General features: G+C 62.0%; 14 protein-coding genes. 8 read left to right on the plus strand and 6 right to left on the minus strand.

What is annotated here, in order from left to right; translation table 11 throughout:
- Window positions 1-116 precede the first annotated feature (116 nt).
- Window positions 117-1,106, minus strand: a complete 990-nt coding sequence (locus tag PFLQ2_RS21170) for a 2-hydroxyacid dehydrogenase (protein WP_003178976.1) — start codon at window positions 1,104-1,106, stop codon at window positions 117-119.
- Between the two features lie 66 nt (window positions 1,107-1,172).
- Window positions 1,173-3,923 (minus strand): response regulator, encoded by a 2,751-nt coding sequence (locus tag PFLQ2_RS21165; protein ID WP_003178978.1) that lies wholly within the window; start codon window positions 3,921-3,923, stop codon window positions 1,173-1,175.
- A 286-nt stretch (window positions 3,924-4,209) separates the two neighbouring features.
- Between PFLQ2_RS21165 and cysM the strand changes: the two genes are divergently transcribed.
- From cysM to PFLQ2_RS21140, 5 genes are all read left to right on the plus strand, one after another.
- Window positions 4,210-5,112, plus strand: coding sequence for a cysteine synthase CysM (gene cysM / locus PFLQ2_RS21160; RefSeq protein ID WP_003178980.1), 903 nt, complete (start codon window positions 4,210-4,212; stop codon window positions 5,110-5,112).
- A complete protein-coding gene (gene rlmD, locus PFLQ2_RS21155) occupies window positions 5,112-6,482 on the plus strand; it encodes a 23S rRNA (uracil(1939)-C(5))-methyltransferase RlmD (protein ID WP_003178982.1) in 1,371 nt (456 codons plus the stop codon). The genes cysM and rlmD overlap by 1 nt, the downstream gene beginning before the upstream one ends.
- Before the next feature lie 101 nt (window positions 6,483-6,583).
- Window positions 6,584-8,830 carry a GTP diphosphokinase gene (gene relA, locus PFLQ2_RS21150; protein ID WP_003178984.1) on the plus strand — a complete coding sequence of 749 codons (2,247 nt, stop codon included), beginning with the start codon at window positions 6,584-6,586 and terminating at the stop codon, window positions 8,828-8,830.
- Between the two features lie 129 nt (window positions 8,831-8,959).
- Window positions 8,960-9,793 carry a nucleoside triphosphate pyrophosphohydrolase gene (mazG, locus tag PFLQ2_RS21145; RefSeq protein ID WP_003178985.1) on the plus strand — a complete coding sequence of 278 codons (834 nt, stop codon included), beginning with the start codon at window positions 8,960-8,962 and terminating at the stop codon, window positions 9,791-9,793.
- A gap of 26 nt (window positions 9,794-9,819) precedes the next feature.
- A complete protein-coding gene (locus PFLQ2_RS21140) occupies window positions 9,820-10,359 on the plus strand; it encodes a DUF2058 domain-containing protein (protein WP_003178987.1) in 540 nt (179 codons plus the stop codon).
- A gap of 127 nt (window positions 10,360-10,486) precedes the next feature.
- Here the strand turns inward: PFLQ2_RS21140 and PFLQ2_RS21135 are convergent, their stop codons facing one another.
- From PFLQ2_RS21135 to purM, 4 genes are all read right to left on the minus strand, one after another.
- Entirely contained in the window at window positions 10,487-10,681 is a 195-nt protein-coding gene (locus PFLQ2_RS21135) for a hypothetical protein (RefSeq protein WP_003178988.1), read from the minus strand.
- A gap of 290 nt (window positions 10,682-10,971) precedes the next feature.
- Window positions 10,972-11,685, minus strand: coding sequence for a DUF3108 domain-containing protein (locus PFLQ2_RS21130; RefSeq protein WP_003178990.1), 714 nt, complete (start codon window positions 11,683-11,685; stop codon window positions 10,972-10,974).
- Between the two features lie 8 nt (window positions 11,686-11,693).
- Window positions 11,694-12,344 carry a phosphoribosylglycinamide formyltransferase gene (gene purN, locus PFLQ2_RS21125; RefSeq protein WP_003178991.1) on the minus strand — a complete coding sequence of 217 codons (651 nt, stop codon included), beginning with the start codon at window positions 12,342-12,344 and terminating at the stop codon, window positions 11,694-11,696.
- Entirely contained in the window at window positions 12,344-13,402 is a 1,059-nt protein-coding gene (gene purM / locus PFLQ2_RS21120; protein WP_003178993.1) for a phosphoribosylformylglycinamidine cyclo-ligase, read from the minus strand. Before purM ends, purN begins: the two co-directional genes overlap by 1 nt.
- Before the next feature lie 365 nt (window positions 13,403-13,767).
- Here purM and PFLQ2_RS21115 point away from each other — a divergent pair, with 365 nt between their 5' ends.
- From PFLQ2_RS21115 to hda, 3 genes are all read left to right on the plus strand, one after another.
- A complete protein-coding gene (locus PFLQ2_RS21115) occupies window positions 13,768-14,817 on the plus strand; it encodes a DUF2066 domain-containing protein (RefSeq protein ID WP_003178995.1) in 1,050 nt (349 codons plus the stop codon).
- Between the two features lie 30 nt (window positions 14,818-14,847).
- A complete protein-coding gene (locus PFLQ2_RS21110) occupies window positions 14,848-15,921 on the plus strand; it encodes an AI-2E family transporter (RefSeq protein ID WP_003178997.1) in 1,074 nt (357 codons plus the stop codon).
- Window positions 15,922-16,090: 169 nt separating this feature from the next.
- Entirely contained in the window at window positions 16,091-16,795 is a 705-nt protein-coding gene (hda, locus tag PFLQ2_RS21105; RefSeq protein ID WP_003178999.1) for a DnaA regulatory inactivator Hda, read from the plus strand.
- The last annotated feature ends 82 nt before the right edge of the window (window positions 16,796-16,877 follow it).

Genomic DNA, 16,877 nt, shown 5'->3' on the forward strand with positions numbered 1-16,877 from the left:
CGAAACTCCATCTCTGTGGGAGCGGGCTTGCTCGCGAAAGCGGCGTGTCAGTTCATGAATGTGGTTCTGACACACCGCCTTCGCGAGCAAGCCCGCTCCCACGGGGGGGCTCAGGCTTAGTGGTCCACCAGGTTCCTCGGTGCGCCGGCGGCCCAGGCAGCGATGTTATCCAGAGTGGTCATGGCAATCGCAGCCAGGGCCTCGTGGGTCAGGAATGCCTGGTGGGCGGTAATGATTACGTTGGGAAAGGTCAACAGCCGTGCCAGCACGTCGTCCTGCAAGGGCTGGTCGGAGCGGTCCTTGAAAAACAGATCGGCCTCTTCCTCATACACGTCCAGCCCCAGGTAACCCAGCTGGCCGCTTTTCAACGCCTCGATCAGCGCCGGTGTATTCACCAGGCCGCCGCGCCCGGTGTTGATCAGCATGGCGCCGCGCTGCATCGTCGCCAGCGATCGGGCATTGATCAGGTGTCGACTCTGTTCGTTGAGCGGGCAATGCAGACTGATGATCTGCGCTTGCGCCAGCAGATCGGCCAGGGGCAAGTAGCGAGCCCCCAAGGCTTCGACCTGAGGGTTGGGGTAGGGGTCGTATGCCAGCAACTGGCAGCCGAAACCGGCCATGATCCGCGCAAATGTCGCGCCGATCTGCCCAGTGCCGATCACGCCGACGGTCTTGCCCACCAGGTCGAAGCCGGTCAGCCCATGAAGACTGAAATTACCGTCGCGGGTGCGGTTGTAGGCACGGTGCAGGCAGCGATTGAGCGCCATGATCAGCGCCACGGCATGTTCGGCCACTGCATGGGGCGAGTAGGCGGGCACCCGCACGATGCTCAACCCCAGGCGCTTTGCGGCGGGCAAGTCGACATGGTTGTAGCCGGCCGAGCGCAGCGCGATCAACCGGGTGCCGCCATGGGCCAGTCGTTCCAGTACCGGGGCGCTGAGGTCATCATTGATGAACGCACAGACCACTTCATGCCGTTCGGCCAGGGACACGGTGTCCAGGCTCAAGCGAGCCGGCTGGAACTGCAACTCCAGGCCGGCGGGCGGCGGGGCTTTGCTGAAACTGTCACGGTCGTAGGTCTGGCTGCTGAAAAGAATAGCGCGCATGGCGGCCTCCTGGCTCTGGGATGGACTCAGCATAACCGCCATCGTCCCTGCCGCCATTGCCCTGGATCAGGCGCTGATGCGTGCCTCGCTGGCCAGGCGATTGATGGCGCGCTCCAGTTCTTCCAGGGCTGCGGTGGCTTTAGGGTCCTGTTGCTTGAGCAGGGTTTCGCTGCGCTGGCAGGCGGCACGCAATTGCGGTACGCCGCAATAGCGGGTGGCGCCGTGCAGACGATGCACCCGTTCGATCAGCGCATTGTGATCGTTGGCCTCGTTGGCCTGGCGGATCGCTTCGCGGTCGGCTTCCAGGGACGCCAGCAGCATCGCCAGCATGTCTGCCGCCAGGTCGGCTTTGCCGGCGGCCAGGCGCAGGCCTTCCTCGTGATCGAGCACCAAGAGTTCGCTGCCGGCCGGGGCGTCGCCGTTGCGCTCCGGCGACTGGTTGCGCAGGGCCAGGCCGGTCCATTTCAACACCACCTGGGCCAGTTGCCGTTCGCTGATGGGTTTGGTCAGGTAATCGTCCATGCCGCTTTGCAGCAAGGCGCGTTTTTCGTTGGCCATGGCATGAGCGGTGAGGGCGACGATCGGCAACGGCGTGCAGTGCCGCTCGCTTTCCCATTGGCGGATCGCCTCGGTACTCTGGCGACCATCCATACCGGGCATCTGCACGTCCATCAGCACCAGATCGAAGGTCTCCTTTTGCACGGCCTTGACGGCGGCGTAACCACTTTCCACCGCCAGCACCTTGGCCCCCATGTCTTCGAGCAGTGTCTGTACCAGCAGCAGGTTGGCCGGGTTGTCGTCCACGCACAGCACTTTTGGCGCGCGGCTGGCCACGGGCTCGTTGGGTTCGCTGCGGGTCGGGCGCGGGTTGACCAGGTCGGAAAGCGAACGGCGCAACTTGCGGGTGCAGGCCGGCTTGGCCTGCAACTGACTGTGGGGGTTGGGCACCGAGAGGTGATACAGCGTCTGTTCAGTGGTGGGGCACAGCACAAGGACTTTGCAGCCCAGGTGCTCAAGGTCCCAGATATGTTGGTTGAGGCGCTCCGGCGGCATATCGTTGCTGGTGATGCCGAGCACGGCCAGATCGATCGCCTGGTCGGTCTGGTGGGCGATGGTCACGCCGTTGGTCAGGGTTTCCAGGGTGTTGAACGGCGTCACTTGCAGGCCGCAGTCTTCGAGCTGGTGCTGCAAGGCCTGGCGCGCCAGTTCGTGGTTCTCCAGCACCGCCACGCGCCGCCCCAGCAGCGGTGGACCGGGCAGGTCCTCGGCGTCGTCGCGGGTCTTGGGCAGGCGCAGGCTGATCCAGAATTCCGAGCCTTCGCCCGGCGTGCTGTCGACGCCGATCTCGCCACCCATCTGCTCCACCAGACGTTTGGAAATCACCAGGCCCAACCCGGTGCCGCCCGGTTGCCGGGACAGCGAATTATCGGCCTGGCTGAATGCCTGGAACAGCGCCCGCACGTCCTGGCTGGATAAGCCAATGCCGGTATCCTGGATGCTGATGCGCAACTGCACGCTGTCTTCGTGTTCGTCTTCAAGCATGGCCCGGGCGACGATGGTGCCCTCGCGGGTGAACTTGATGGCATTGCTCACCAGGTTGGTGAGGATCTGCTTGAGGCGCAACGGATCGCCCACCAACGACAACGGCGTGTCCCGGTACACCAGGCTCACCAGCTCCAGCTGTTTGGCGTGGGCTGCGGGCGCGAGGATGGTCAGGGTGTCCTGCAACAGGTCGCGCAGGTTGAACGGGATATTGTCGAGCACCAGCTTGCCGGCCTCGATCTTCGAAAAGTCGAGGATCTCGTTGATGATGCCCAGCAGGCTGTCGGCGGATTTTTCAATGGTGCCCAGGTAGTCGAGCTGACGCGGGGTCAGTTCGCTTTTCTGCAATAAATGGGTGAAGCCAAGGATGCCGTTGAGCGGCGTGCGGATTTCATGGCTCATGTTCGCCAGGAATTCGGACTTGATCCGGCTGGCCTCCAGGGCCTCCTTGCGGGCCAGGTCCAGCTCGATATTCTGGATCTCGATGGTTTCCAGATTCTGGCGCACGTCTTCGGTGGCCTGGTCGATGCTGTGCTGCAACTCTTCCTGGGCATTCTGCAAGGTGCTGGCCATGCGATTGATGCCTGAGGCCAGCTCATCCAATTCCTGGCTGCCCAGCGCAGGCAAGCGGGTTTCCAGGTGACCGTCCTTGAGTTGCGCCACTGCGAGCTTGATCTGGCTCAGCGGGCGATTGATCGTGCGCCCCATGCGCAGGGCCAGCAGCGCGGTCAGGCCCAAGCCGGCGGCAATCAACAACAGGCTGGCGAACAGGCTGCGATAACCCCGCAGCAGCATGCCACTGTGGGACAACTCCAGCTCGACCCAGCCCAGCAGGCGGTCGGCTTCCTCGGGAATCAGTTCGCCTGCCAGGTTGCGGTGCTTGCCGAATACCGGCAGCAGGTAGCGGGTGGCGTCGTTGCCGGTGCGTTGCAACAGTTGGGTGCTGTTGCCCTCCGGTGCCCGGTTGAGCATGGTCGGGCCGGCATGGGCCAGCGGCGAGCGATCGGGCGCGAGGAACGTCACGGCGCGTACGTCCGTTTGTTCGAGGGACTGGGTGGCGATGCGCTCCAGCAGATCGGTGTCCTGGCGGCTCATGGCCGGCGCGACCAGCGGGGCAAGCTGTTCGGCGATCATCTCGCCGCGTTGCAACAACTGGGCGTGCAGGTCCGATTGCTGCATCCAGGTGAAATAGCCGCCCAGGACCAACGCCATCAGGCTGGTCGGCAACAGGGTCAGCAACAGCACTCGGCCTTTGATTCCCAGTTTCTTGAGCACACGTGTCTCCTGCATCCAGCGGTCTGATTGAGCTCGCGTGCATCCGGCACGCAATACCTGCGCAGTGTAGCGATTTGCGGGCGGGCGATCTTCGTAAAAATCGTGTCGCGGATCTGGCACGCCGCCGGCTCAGGTTTTGGGCTGTGCGCTGCGCGGCGGGAGCAAGCTGACTCGCCACGGGCCCTGCTTATTCCTATAAGCCATAACCCCCTTACTTTGCGTGATATGGCCGCGCCAGGTTTGCCGGTATGATAGGCGCCCCCGCAGTCCGGATTGCGAATACGCCATGACTTTGCAGTACCCAACCATCGCCGATTGCGTCGGCAACACTCCGCTGGTCCGTTTGCAGCGCTTGCCCGGCGAGACCACCAATACGCTTTTGCTCAAGCTCGAAGGGAACAATCCCGCGGGCTCGGTCAAGGATCGGCCAGCGCTGTCGATGATCACCCGTGGCGAATTGCGCGGGCTGATCCAGCCTGGCGACACGCTGATCGAAGCGACCTCCGGCAACACCGGCATCGCCTTGGCCATGGCTGCGGCGATCAAGGGCTACAAAATGATCCTGATCATGCCCGACAACTCCAGCGCCGAGCGCAAGGCGGCGATGACGGCCTACGGTGCCGAGCTGATCCTGGTGACCCAGGAGGAGGGCATGGAAGGTGCCCGGGACCTGGCCGAGCGCATGCAAGCCGAAGGGCGCGGCAAGGTGCTGGATCAGTTTGCCAACGGCGACAACCCAGAGGCGCACTACACCAGCACCGGTCCTGAGATCTGGCGCCAGACCGACGGCACCATCACTCATTTCGTCAGCTCGATGGGCACCACGGGCACGATCATGGGCACCTCGCGCTATTTGAAAGAACAGAATCCGAACGTGCAGATCATTGGCCTGCAACCGATGGAAGGAGCGGCCATTCCTGGCATTCGTCGTTGGCCCGAGGAGTATCTGCCGAAGATCTACCAGGCCGACCGCGTGGACCGGATCATCGACATGGCCCAGCACGAAGCCGAGGACATCACCCGTCGCCTGGCGCGTGAAGAAGGGATTTTCTGTGGCGTGTCTTCGGGCGGAGCCGTGGCGGGCATGTTGCGCCTGTCCAAGGAAGTTGAAAACGCGGTGATCGTCGCGATCATCTGCGACCGAGGCGACCGCTACCTGTCGACCGGCATCTTCGACGCGCCTAACTGATGGCCAAGCAAGAGAAAGGCCTGCGCTTCCAGCCCAGCGGCGGAAGCCGGGCCCCGCAAGTGCCCACTGGTAAAAAGCAGCGCCTGACCATCGAGCGCCTGGCCAACGATGGCCGGGGCATTGCGTTTGTCGAAGGACGGACCTGGTTCGTCATCGGCGCCCTGGCCGGTGAAGAAGTCGAGGCGCGGGTGCTGGGTGCCCATGGCAAAGTGGTCGAGGCGCGTACCGAACGGGTATTCCTGCCCAGTGAGCTGCGGCGTCCGGCGCCGTGCATCCACGCCGGTCGCTGCGGTGGCTGCAGCGTCCAGCATTTGCCCCACGGCGAACAACTCGCCCTGAAACAGCGCATGCTGGCCGAGCAATTGTCGCGAGTGGCCGGTGTTGAGCCTGATGAATGGGCCGCGCCGTTGAGCGGTCCGGAATTGGGATACCGGCGTCGCGCCCGCGTGGCGGTGCGCTGGGACCAGAAGACGAAGACGCTTGAAGTAGGGTTCCGTGCCGTCGGCAGCCAGGACATCGTCGCCATCGGCGATTGCCCGGTGCTGGTACAGCCCTTGCAGCCGATCATGAGCCGCTTGCCGGACATGCTGCGCCGCTTGAGCAAACCCCAGGCGCTGGGGCATGTGGAGTTGTTCGCCGGCTCGTCCCTGGCGGTATTGCTGCGACACATGGCGCCGTTGTCGGAGGCCGACCTGAGCATCCTCAAGGACTTCTGCACTTTCCACGAAGCCCAGTTGTGGCTCCATGGCGAAGGCGAGCCGCAACCGGTCGATCCGCAGCAACCCTTGGGTTATCGCTTGGACACTTGGGATCTGGCGCTGGCTTACCGGCCAGGGGATTTCATCCAGGTAAATGCCGGCGTCAACGAGGCGATGATCGCCCAGGCTTTGCAGTGGCTTGCACCCCGATCCGAGGAGCGGGTGCTGGACCTGTTCTGCGGCCTGGGCAATTTTGCCTTGCCGCTGGCCAAGCGCGTGCGCCAAGTGGTGGCCGTGGAAGGCGTGCAAACCATGGTGGATCGTGCGGCCGCCAATGCGCTCAGCAACAATTTGAATAACACTGCCTTTTTTCAGGCCGATTTATCCCAGCCTCTGGCGGGTGCCGAATGGATCGGCGAAGGCTTTTCTGCGGTACTCTTGGACCCACCCCGTGACGGTGCTTTCGAGGTGGTGCGCAAGCTGGCGTCCCTGGGCGCCAAACGGGTGGTTTATGTATCGTGCAACCCGGCAACTTTGGCCCGGGACACGGTCGAATTGATCAAGCAGGGCTACCGGTTAAAACGTGCCGGGATTCTCGATATGTTTCCTCAGACGGCACATGTCGAGGCCATGGCGTTATTTGAAGCGAGCCAGGATGGCTTGTCCGACTGACCCGTTCGTGCATACCCGCCACAGTCCTGGGCGAAGGTACGGACAATGAAGGTCAGCGATGTTGACGCATTGAATCTGCGTCGTAGGGAAGGTAAGTAACGATGGTACAGGTGAGAGCACACCAGCCGATCAACACCGACGGCAGTATCAATCTCGAGGCTTGGCTCGATCACGCCGTCAGTATCGACCTGGCACTGGATCGCGAAGCCTTGAAGCAGGCCTGCGAATTCGCTCGCGAGGCGGAGCAGCAACACAACGCGGCGAAGAACCTCTGGTCCGAAGGCACCTCGAGTTTCCAGACAGGCCTGGAGATCGCCGAAATCCTCGCCGACCTCAAGCTCGACCAGGACTCGCTCGTGGCGGCGGTGCTGTACCGTGGCGTACGCGAAGGCCAGATCCAGCTCCCGGTGGTCAGCCAGCGCTTCGGTACCGTGGTCGCCAAGCTGATCGACGGTGTGCTGCGCATGGCCGCCATCAGTGCCAGCCTCAGCCCGCGCCAATCCATGGTCCTGGGCACCCAGGGCCAGGTGGAAAACCTGCGCAAGATGCTTGTGGCGATGGTCGACGACGTGCGCGTCGCCCTGATCAAGCTGGCCGAGCGGACCTGCGCGATCCGGGCGGTGAAATCCGCCGATGACGAGAAGCGCAATCGCGTCGCCCGGGAAGTCTTCGACATCTATGCCCCGTTGGCCCACCGACTCGGCATCGGTCACATCAAATGGGAGCTGGAGGACTTGTCCTTCCGCTACCTGGAGCCCGACCAGTACAAGCAGATCGCCAAGCTGTTGCATGAGCGACGCCTGGACCGCGAGCGTTTCATCACCGACGTAATGACCCAGTTGCGTGAAGAATTACAGGCCACCGGCGTTGAAGCCGACATCAGTGGCCGGGCCAAGCACATCTATTCGATCTGGCGCAAAATGCAGCGCAAGGGCCTGGAGTTCAGCCAGATCTACGACGTTCGTGCCGTTCGCGTGCTGGTTCCGGAAATGCGCGATTGCTACACCGCGCTGGGGATCGTCCATACCTTGTGGCGGCACATTCCCAAGGAATTCGACGACTACATCGCCAACCCCAAGGAAAACGGCTACCGCTCGCTGCACACCGCCGTGATCGGCCCGGAAGGCAAGGTGCTGGAAGTGCAGATCCGCACCCACGCCATGCACGAGGAAGCCGAGCTGGGGGTTTGCGCCCACTGGAAATACAAAGGCACTGACGTCAAGTCCGGCTCCAACCACTACGAAGAGAAGATCTCCTGGTTGCGCCAGGTCTTGGAGTGGCATGAGGAGCTGGGCGATATCGGCGGCCTGGCCGAACAGCTGCGGGTCGATATCGAGCCGGACCGGGTCTACATCTTCACCCCCGACGGCCACGCCATCGACCTGCCCAAGGGCGCGACGCCGCTGGACTTTGCCTATCGGGTCCACACCGAGATCGGCCACAACTGCCGTGGCGCGAAGATCAACGGGCGGATCGTGCCGCTCAACTACAGCCTGCAGACCGGTGAGCAGGTCGAGATCATCACCAGCAAGCACGGTACGCCAAGCCGCGACTGGCTGAACCCGAACCTGGGCTACATCACCACGTCGCGGGCGCGGGCGAAAATCGTCCACTGGTTCAAGCTGCAGGCCCGCGACCAGAACGTCGCCGCCGGCAAGACCCTGCTCGAACGCGAACTCGGCCGCCTGGGCCTGCCGCAGGTGGATTTCGACAAGTTGGCCGAAAAAGCCAACATGAAGACCGCCGAGGACATGTTCGCCGCCCTCGGTGCCGGCGATTTGCGCCTGGCGCAGTTGGTCAACCTGGCCCAGCAACTGGTGGAGCCGGAGCGTGGCAACGAGCAACTGGAGCTGATCCCACGCAAGGCCACTGGCTACAAGCCGGGCAAGCGCGGCGATATCCAGATCCAGGGCGTGGGCAACCTGATGACCCAGATGGCCGGCTGCTGCCAGCCGTTACCAGGGGATGCGATCGTCGGCTACATCACCCAGGGCCGTGGCGTGAGCATTCACCGCCAGGATTGCGCCTCGGTGCTGCAGTTGGCCGGTCGTGAACCGGAGCGGATCATCCAGGTCAGCTGGGGCCCGGTGCCGGTGCTCACTTACCCGGTGGACATCATCATTCGTGCCTACGACCGCTCCGGCCTGCTGCGTGACGTGTCCCAGGTGCTGCTGAACGAGCGGATCAACGTACTGGCGGTCAACACCCGCTCGAACAAGGAAGACAACACCGCACTGATGTCCCTGACCATCGAGATTCCGGGCCTGGATGCACTGGGGCGGTTGCTGGGGCGGATTTCCCAGTTGCCGAACATCATCGAGACCCGGCGTAACCGGACGCCAGGGTGATCCCATGACTAAGTGTGGGAGCGGGCTTGCTCGCGAAGACAATGTGTCAGTCGACATTAATGTTGTCTGATACGCCACTTTCGCGAGCAAGCCCGCTCCCACAGGGTTTTGTGTGATGAGACGGATTTGATGTATAGCCTCGAAGACCTGCTTCATTTGATGAACCGCCTGCGAGACCCGCAGTACGGCTGCCCGTGGGACATCAAGCAAACCTACGCGACCATCGTCCCCCATACCCTCGAAGAAGCCTACGAAGTGGCCGATGCCATAGAGCGCGGCGATTTCGATCACTTGCAGGGTGAATTGGGCGACCTGTTGTTCCAGGTGGTGTATTACAGCCAGTTGGCCCGGGAAGAAAACCGCTTCGAATTCGCCGGCGTGGTCGATAGCATCACCCGCAAGCTGATCCGTCGTCATCCCCATGTGTTTCCTACCGGTGACCTGTATGCGCCTGTGGATATCCCGCGCCTGAGCGAAGAGCAGGTCAAGCAGCGCTGGGAGGAGATCAAGGCGCAGGAGCGGGCCGAGAAAGCTTCGGCGCCCGAACAGTTGTCATTGCTCGACGATGTGCCCGGCGCGCTGCCGGCGTTGTCTCGTTCGGCGAAGTTGCAAAAGCGTGCGGGGCAGGTTGGTTTCGATTGGCCAGGTCCGCTGCCGGTGCTCGATAAAGTCCGCGAGGAGTTGGACGAAGTGCTCGAAGCCATGGCGGACAACGACGTGGCGGCCATCAATGACGAAGTGGGCGACCTGCTGTTCAGCGTGGTGAACCTGGCTCGCCATCTAAAAGTCGACCCCGAGACAGCCCTGCGCGGCGCCAACGCAAAATTCGAGCGACGGTTCCGATTTATCGAACAGGCATTGCGCGACACCCACCGTCCCATGGAAGATTGCACCCTCGAAGAGTTGGACGCCTTGTGGGGCGAAGCCAAACGTCAGGAAAAGAATTTGCCCAGCTGTGGCTGAGGCCGTTGCCTAAGTGAGTAAGCACCATGAGCCTTTCCCTTCGCGATCAACTGCTCAAGGCAGGGTTGGTCAACCAAAAGCAGGCCAAGCAGGTCGGCAAAGAAAAACAGAAGCAGCAGCGCCTGGCCCATAAAGGCCAAGTCGAACTGGATGACTCCCAGCAACGCGCGGCCCAGGAGGCTATGGCTGAGAAGGTCAAGCGCGACCAGGAACTCAACCGTCAGCAGCAGGAAAAGGCCGAACAGAAGGCCCGGGCCGCGCAGGTCAAGCAATTGATCGAAGTCTCGCGCCTGCCGAAGCTGACGACTGAGGATTACTACAACTTTGTCGACGACAAGAAGGTCAAGCGCATCTCGGTTAACACGCTGATGCGCAACAAGCTCAGCAGCGGCTCGCTGGCGATCGTCCACCACGCCGGTGGTTACGAAGTGATCCCGCGTGAAGCGGCCTTGAAGATCCAGGAGCGCGACCCTCAGCGCATCGTCCAGCTCAACACACAGACTGAAGAAGTGGATGCTGATGATCCGTACGCGGCGTATCAGATTCCTGATGATTTGATGTGGTAAAGCCAACAACCTGAAACAACACGTGGCGAGGGAGCTTGCTCCCGCTTGAGTGCGAAGCGCTCACAAAAAAGGGCTGCTATGCAGCCCAGCGGGAGCAAGCTCCCTCGCCACGGGGTCCCCGTGTCATTCAGGACTCCGCCATTTCTCGCGAGCGCAACCTCTCTTCGCGCTCCAGCTCAGCCTTGTAGCTTTGGGCATCCGTCTCGGAGTGGAACATCCCTACCAGCAAATCCTGTTGATGCACATCCCAGATCCGGATTCCGGCGGCAATGCCTTCGTGGGACATATGGGAGTCGTCGCGTTCAGTTACTTTCACAGTCATCTTGCAAGCTCTCCAATCTTTTAATCTGCAGCAAGGCGTGTGCAGGCCTTTGTTATAGATTTGGATAGCGTGCTAAGTAAATGCCTGGGCCCGTTAAGAAGTTTTCATGAAAATCGCAACAATCCTGCAGGTCAGGCCATGCGCGGCGTTTGGTCGCAGGTGTGGTTTGTGAAGAAAATTTCATGGTTTGTAGGCAACCCTTGAATTCATGCAAAACCCTATGGGAGGGCTTGAAGATCCGGGCATAAAAAAGCCCCGCATCTGCGGGGCTTCTTGATAAACAGCGTCGGTCAGCTGCCTTTCACAGCCTTGCCGTTGACCGTACCGTCCTGGAGCATGATGTTGTACTCCTTGCCGTCGGTCTCGACCTGTTGCAGGCGCACCAGCAGATAATCCCAGTCCTTGGCGAACCAGAGCACGGTGATGCGCTTGCTTTGTGTCGGATCGCGCACGCGTTCGACCTTGATGGCCTCGATCTGGCCGGCCTTGGTGTCGACCTTTTCCGAGCCCAGCACGCGGAAGTCATAGGTATCGACTTCACCGTCATCGACGACCTGGTAGCTCATGCTTTTCTTGCCAGCCGCCACGTCATGCTGCAGGGCCAGTTGATAGGTGGATTTATCAACCATGCCACGGTTCAGGGGCAGCTTGACCGCGTCACCACGATCGGTGCCGGTGACCATCTTGGTGTTCCAGTCGAAGTCCAGGTCGGCCTTCTTGGCCTTGCCCAGGCCACCGCGTTCGAAGTGGTAGGACTGTGGCAGCAAGGTGTCCTTGTCCAGGGTCAGGGTGCTTTCTTCGGTCAGGCTGGCGATCATCATCGAAGCCTTGAAGCTCAGCTTCCAGGTGCCGTTGGCTTCCTTGGTCAGGCTGCGTTCGGCGGTGCCGCTCATGGGCAACTGTTTCCAGTCGGCGGTGTAGCTGGCGGAGAACGGTTGAAGTTCCGAAGCCTGTGCCAGGGGCAAGGCAAGCAGAGCGCAAGCGAAGAGCAGGGCGCGACGCATAAAATCTCCTAGTATCGAATCAAATGGCCGCTGGCGGCGAGTAACTGGCCGTCCAGTGAGGCTCCGCGATCGTCGAGGGTCAGCCGTCCTTCGGCAAACCAACGCACGGCCATCGGGTAGATCTGGTGCTCGCGGGCGTGAACCCGTTGCGCCAGGCTTTGCGGCGTGTCGTGCAACTCTACCGGTATTACTGCCTGTACGACCAGTGGTCCGCCATCGAGTTCCTCGGTGACGAAGTGCACGGAGCAGCCGTGCTCCGTGTCTCCGGCCTCCAGGGCCCGCTGATGAGTGTGTAACCCTTTGTATTTGGGCAGCAGCGAGGGATGGATATTGAACAGGCGGCCCTGGTAGTGACGCACGAAGCCGGCGCTGAGGATGCGCATGAAGCCGGCCAGTACCACCAGTTGCGGATTGAAAGTGTCGATCTGTTCCATCAGCGCGGCGTCGAAGGCTTCGCGGCCATCGAACAGCTTGTGATCCAGGACGCGGGTGTCGATACCCGCCTCCCGGGCGCGTTGCAGGCCGTAGGCATCGGCGCGGTTGGAGATCACCGCGCGGATACGGACCGGGCTGTCGCCGGTCCGGGTGCTGTCGATCAGGGCCTGCAAGTTACTGCCGGTGCCGGACAGCAGCACCACGACGTCACAGGTTGCGGACATCAGTGCGCCTTAAGGTTTTTCAGCTCGACCTGGGCAGCGCCTTCGGCGGCGGTGGCGATCTGGCCGATGACCCAAGGTTGCTCGCCGGCTTCACGCAGTACGTTCAGGGCGGTCTCGACATACTCCTGGGCCACGCAGATCACCATGCCCACGCCGCAGTTCAGCACGCGGTGCATCTCGGTTTCATCGACGTTGCCTTGCTCTTGCAGCCAGTCGAACACCGCCGGGCGGGTCCAGCTCGCCACGTCGACCACGGCCTGGGCGCCTTTTGGCAGTACGCGCGGGATGTTGTCCAGCAGGCCACCGCCGGTGATGTGGGCCATGGCCTTGACGGCGCCGGTGTCCTTGATCAGTTTGAGCAGTGGCTTGACGTAGATGCGGGTCGGGGCCATCAGCAGGTCGGCCAGTGGCTTGCCGTCGAGCTGGGTGTTCTCGATGTCGGCACCCGAGACTTCGATGATCTTGCGGATCAGCGAATAGCCGTTGGAGTGCGGGCCGGAAGACGGCAGGGCGAGCAGGGCATCGCCGGCGGCGACTTTCGAGCCGTCGATGATCTCGGCTTTTTCCACGACGCCGACGCAGAAGCCGGCCAAGTCGTAGTCTTCACCTTCGTACATGCCGGGCATTTCTGCGGTTTCGCCGCCAACCAGGGAGCAGCCGGACAGTTCACAGCCAGCGCCGATGCCGGTCACGACCTGGGCGGCGGTGTCGACGTTCAGCTTGCCGGTGGCGTAGTAGTCAAGGAAGAACAGCGGCTCGGCGCCGCAGACCACCAGGTCGTTCACGCACATGGCCACCAGGTCGATGCCGATGCTGTCGTGCTTGTTCAGGTTCAGGGCCAGGCGCAGCTTGGTGCCGACGCCGTCGGTGCCGGAGACCAGCACGGGTTGCTTGTAGCCGGCCGGGATCTCGCAGAGGGCGCCGAAACCGCCCAGGCCGCCCATGACTTCCGGGCGCGCAGTGCGCTTGGCGACGCTCTTGATGCGTTCGACCAATGCTTCACCGGCGTCGATGTCTACACCGGCGTCCTTGTAGCTCAGGGAGGGTTGCTTGCTCATGATCCAGGCCTTTAGGGGGGATTTCTGGGTAACGACCGACCGCCGGAACCGTCGAATAGCCGTTGTACGGATTATTCCGGGTGCCCAGCCGTTGCCGGTCTGCGAAGGCGCGCGATTTTATCAGGCTTGAGGGGCAGCGGCCATCCTCGCGCCGACGGGCAGGGACATATCCTCGGAAAAAAAACGATATTTCTTATATTGGTACTGCGCAGCGCGTCTGTATAAGGTGTAGCGGTAAGCGACTATGGTGATGACAGTGCGAAACTTGCACCGGGCGTGTGAATGTTTTGCCGGGTGCCGTGGTCACAGCCATGCTCAATTTTCTTCACACGGCCTGTTCCAGCCGTTATGTCCGGGAATCTTCCATGCGTCTGTTCAAATTCTTGTCTGTGGGCTGCCTGGCGCTGATCAGCCTGGCGAGCCATGCCGAAACCCTCAATGGGCTTTATCAGGTACTCGAACCGGTCAGTAACCAGACCCCGGAGGAGCGTAACCAGGCGACGCTGCGCGCCCTGGACACGTTGGTGCTGCGCCTGACCGGCGATGCCAAGGCCGCCCAGAATCCCGGCCTGGCGGCGATCCGCAAGGATCCGCAGCAGATCATTCTTCAATACGGCTACGACGCCGGCCCCCCGGAAAGCCTCAAGGTGGACTTCGATCCGGCCAGCACCGACCGGGCCTTGCGGTCGGCGGGGTTGTCGCTGTGGAGCGCGAACCGGCCATCGATCCTGGGCTGGTGGCTGAACGACTCGACCGAAGGCTCCAGCCTGGTGGGTGACGGCCAGGCCAGCGCCACGCCATTGCGCCGCGCCGCGCAGCACCGGGGCCTGGCGCTGCACCTGCCGCTGGCCGACTTGAGCGAACAGATCGTCGCCACCGCGCCCAACCTTGAAGGCAGCGACCCGGCGCCATTGCGCGATGCCTCGGAGCGATACGCGGCGGATGCCTTGCTCGCGGTCCATGCCAAGGAAGAGGGCGGCCAGTGGCGAGGCACCTGGCGCCTGTGGCTGGGCGACCAGCGCGAGCAAGGCAATGCCCAGGGCGCCAATGCTGCAGCCCTGGCCGATGCGGTGATGCTGGCGGTGAGTCAACGGTTGGCACCGCGCTTTGTCGCCAAGCCGGGCGTGGCCACGGAGCAGACGCTGGAGGTGCAGGGCATGAATTTCGAGCGTTACGCGGCGCTGGGTCGATTGCTCGAGCCGTTTTCGGGGCAGTTGCAACAGGTTGAGGGTGACCGGGTCTTCTATCGGGTCAACGGCAGCGCCGAGCAATTGAAGGCGCAACTGGCCCTGGCGAAGCTGCAGGAAATCCCTGCCGGCGAGGCCGTTGCGCCGACGCCAGCGCCTCAGCCGGCCGCCGATGGCTCGGTCCCGGCGACACCGGCGCCGACCGCCAATTTGCGGTTCCACTGGTAGTTTCTTTCTTTATATAGCCAGGAGTGGTTCATGGGCGATACGCGGCGTTGGTTCTGGTTGGGTGGGTTCGCCCTGCTGTTCGCCTTCATCTATTTGTTGCATCCGATCCTGACGCCATTTCTGGTTGCGTTGCTGTTGGCCTATCTGTTCGACCCGGTGGTGGATCGCCTGGAAAAACTCGGCTTGTCGCGGACCTGGGGCGTGGTGACGGTCTTCGCGCTATTCACCTTGATCGTAGGCGCCCTGTTGCTGGTGTTGATACCGATGCTCGCCAAGCAACTGTTGCGCCTGTATGAATTGGCGCCGCAGATGCTCGATTGGTTGCAGCACAGCGCGGTGCCGTGGGTGCAGTCGAAGCTGGGGCTGTCGGACGGCTTCTGGAAGTTCGACAAGGTCAAGGCCGCCATCAGCGAGCACATGGGCCAGACCACGGACATCGTTGGCGTGGTCTTGAGCCAGGCCACGGCGTCGAGCCTGGCGCTGATCGGCTGGCTGGCCAACCTGGTACTGATCCCGGTGGTAGCCTTTTATCTGCTCCGAGACTGGGACCTGATGATGGCCAAGATCCGCAGTCTGCTGCCGCGCAATCGCGAAGAACGGATCATGACCCTGACCGGCGAGTGCCACGAGGTGCTGGGGGCGTTCGTGCGCGGGCAGTTGCTGGTGATGCTGGCGCTGGGCTTCATCTATGCGGCGGGGCTGATGCTGGTGGGGCTGGAGTTGGGGCTGTTGATAGGCCTGATCGCCGGGCTGGCGGCCATCGTGCCGTACATGGGTTTTGTGATTGGCATCGGCGCGGCGTTGATCGCCGGATTGTTCCAGTTTGGCGGCGACTTGTATCCAATGATCGGTATCGTCGCGGTGTTCATGGTCGGCCAAGCCTTGGAAGGCATGGTGCTGACGCCGTTGCTGGTGGGTGATCGGATTGGCCTGCACCCTGTGGCGGTAATCTTTGCGATCCTGGCGGGCGGCGAGTTGTTCGGTTTCACCGGGATCCTGCTGGCGCTGCCGGTGGCGGCGGTCATCATGGTACTGGTGCGCCATATGCACGATCTGTACAAGGATTCGGACATTTATAGTGGCGCCGAAGACCCTGACTTGTAGGGCAAATCGCCGGCGGGGCGTCAGGGAAACCGACGTTCCGTTCGCTTGCTGCTGCAAACCTTTGATTTTACTCGTGGTCCGGCGCATTGTGCGGTCCGTGTCACGGGTATAAACTTTGCGAACTTTACACAGAGGCCACTAACGGTTCCTTTGGAACTGTTCAGTCAGCATGAAACCGATTCAGCTGCCCCTAGGTGTGCGTCTGCGTGATGACGCTACCTTTATCAATTACTACCCAGGCGCCAATGCCGCTGCACTCGGCTATGTCGAGCGGCTTTGCGAAGCCGACGCCGGCTGGACCGAGAGCCTGATCTATCTATGGGGCAAGGACGGGGTAGGGCGCACGCACCTGTTGCAGGCCGCTTGCCTGCGGTTCGAGCAACTGGGCGAACCGGCGGTGTACCTGCCATTGGCCGAATTGCTGGATCGTGGCGTTGAAATCCTCGACAACCTCGAACAGTACGAACTGGTCTGCCTGGACGATCTCCAGGCGGTGGCCGGCAAGGCTGATTGGGAAGAAGCACTGTTTCACCTGTTCAACCGGCTGCGCGACAGCGGTCGGCGGCTGCTGATTGCTGCCTCGACGTCGCCGCGGGAGTTACCGGTGAAGCTGGCGGATCTCAAGTCCCGGCTCACCCTGGCGCTGATATTCCAGATGCGCCCGTTATCCGATGAAGACAAACTCCGCGCATTGCAGTTGCGCGCTTCCCGACGTGGCCTGCACCTGACCGATGAAGTCGGGCATTTCATCCTCACCCGTGGCACCCGCAGCATGAGCGCTCTGTTCGAGTTGCTTGAACGCCTCGATCAGGCCTCTCTTCAGGCCCAGCGCAAGCTGACTATTCCTTTTTTGAAAGAAACCCTGGGCTGGTAGAACCGTAATAGATAGTGGCTCTTAGCCTGCTCCGGACACGGCAAAACCCGCGGTCCTGCTGGGCTGCAGGCTGCATGATCTT

Source organism: Pseudomonas fluorescens Q2-87, assembly GCF_000281895.1.
Taxonomy (GTDB): Bacteria; Pseudomonadota; Gammaproteobacteria; order Pseudomonadales; family Pseudomonadaceae; genus Aquipseudomonas; species Aquipseudomonas fluorescens_S.

Excerpts from the sequence above, each read along its gene's own strand:
- PFLQ2_RS21140 (WP_003178987.1), top strand. The coding sequence starts at position 9,820 with ATGAGCCTTTCCCTTCGCGATCAACTGCTCAAGGCAGGGTTGGTCAAC.
- PFLQ2_RS21170 (WP_003178976.1), bottom strand. The coding sequence starts at position 1,106 with ATGCGCGCTATTCTTTTCAGCAGCCAGACCTACGACCGTGACAGTTTC.
- cysM (WP_003178980.1), top strand. The coding sequence starts at position 4,210 with ATGACTTTGCAGTACCCAACCATCGCCGATTGCGTCGGCAACACTCCG.
- purM (WP_003178993.1), bottom strand. The coding sequence starts at position 13,402 with ATGAGCAAGCAACCCTCCCTGAGCTACAAGGACGCCGGTGTAGACATC.
- rlmD (WP_003178982.1), top strand. The coding sequence starts at position 5,112 with ATGGCCAAGCAAGAGAAAGGCCTGCGCTTCCAGCCCAGCGGCGGAAGC.
- PFLQ2_RS21115 (WP_003178995.1), top strand. The coding sequence starts at position 13,768 with ATGCGTCTGTTCAAATTCTTGTCTGTGGGCTGCCTGGCGCTGATCAGC.
- hda (WP_003178999.1), top strand. The coding sequence starts at position 16,091 with ATGAAACCGATTCAGCTGCCCCTAGGTGTGCGTCTGCGTGATGACGCT.
- PFLQ2_RS21135 (WP_003178988.1), bottom strand. The coding sequence starts at position 10,681 with ATGACTGTGAAAGTAACTGAACGCGACGACTCCCATATGTCCCACGAA.
- relA (WP_003178984.1), top strand. The coding sequence starts at position 6,584 with ATGGTACAGGTGAGAGCACACCAGCCGATCAACACCGACGGCAGTATC.
- purN (WP_003178991.1), bottom strand. The coding sequence starts at position 12,344 with ATGTCCGCAACCTGTGACGTCGTGGTGCTGCTGTCCGGCACCGGCAGT.
- PFLQ2_RS21110 (WP_003178997.1), top strand. The coding sequence starts at position 14,848 with ATGGGCGATACGCGGCGTTGGTTCTGGTTGGGTGGGTTCGCCCTGCTG.
- mazG (WP_003178985.1), top strand. The coding sequence starts at position 8,960 with ATGTATAGCCTCGAAGACCTGCTTCATTTGATGAACCGCCTGCGAGAC.
- PFLQ2_RS21130 (WP_003178990.1), bottom strand. The coding sequence starts at position 11,685 with ATGCGTCGCGCCCTGCTCTTCGCTTGCGCTCTGCTTGCCTTGCCCCTG.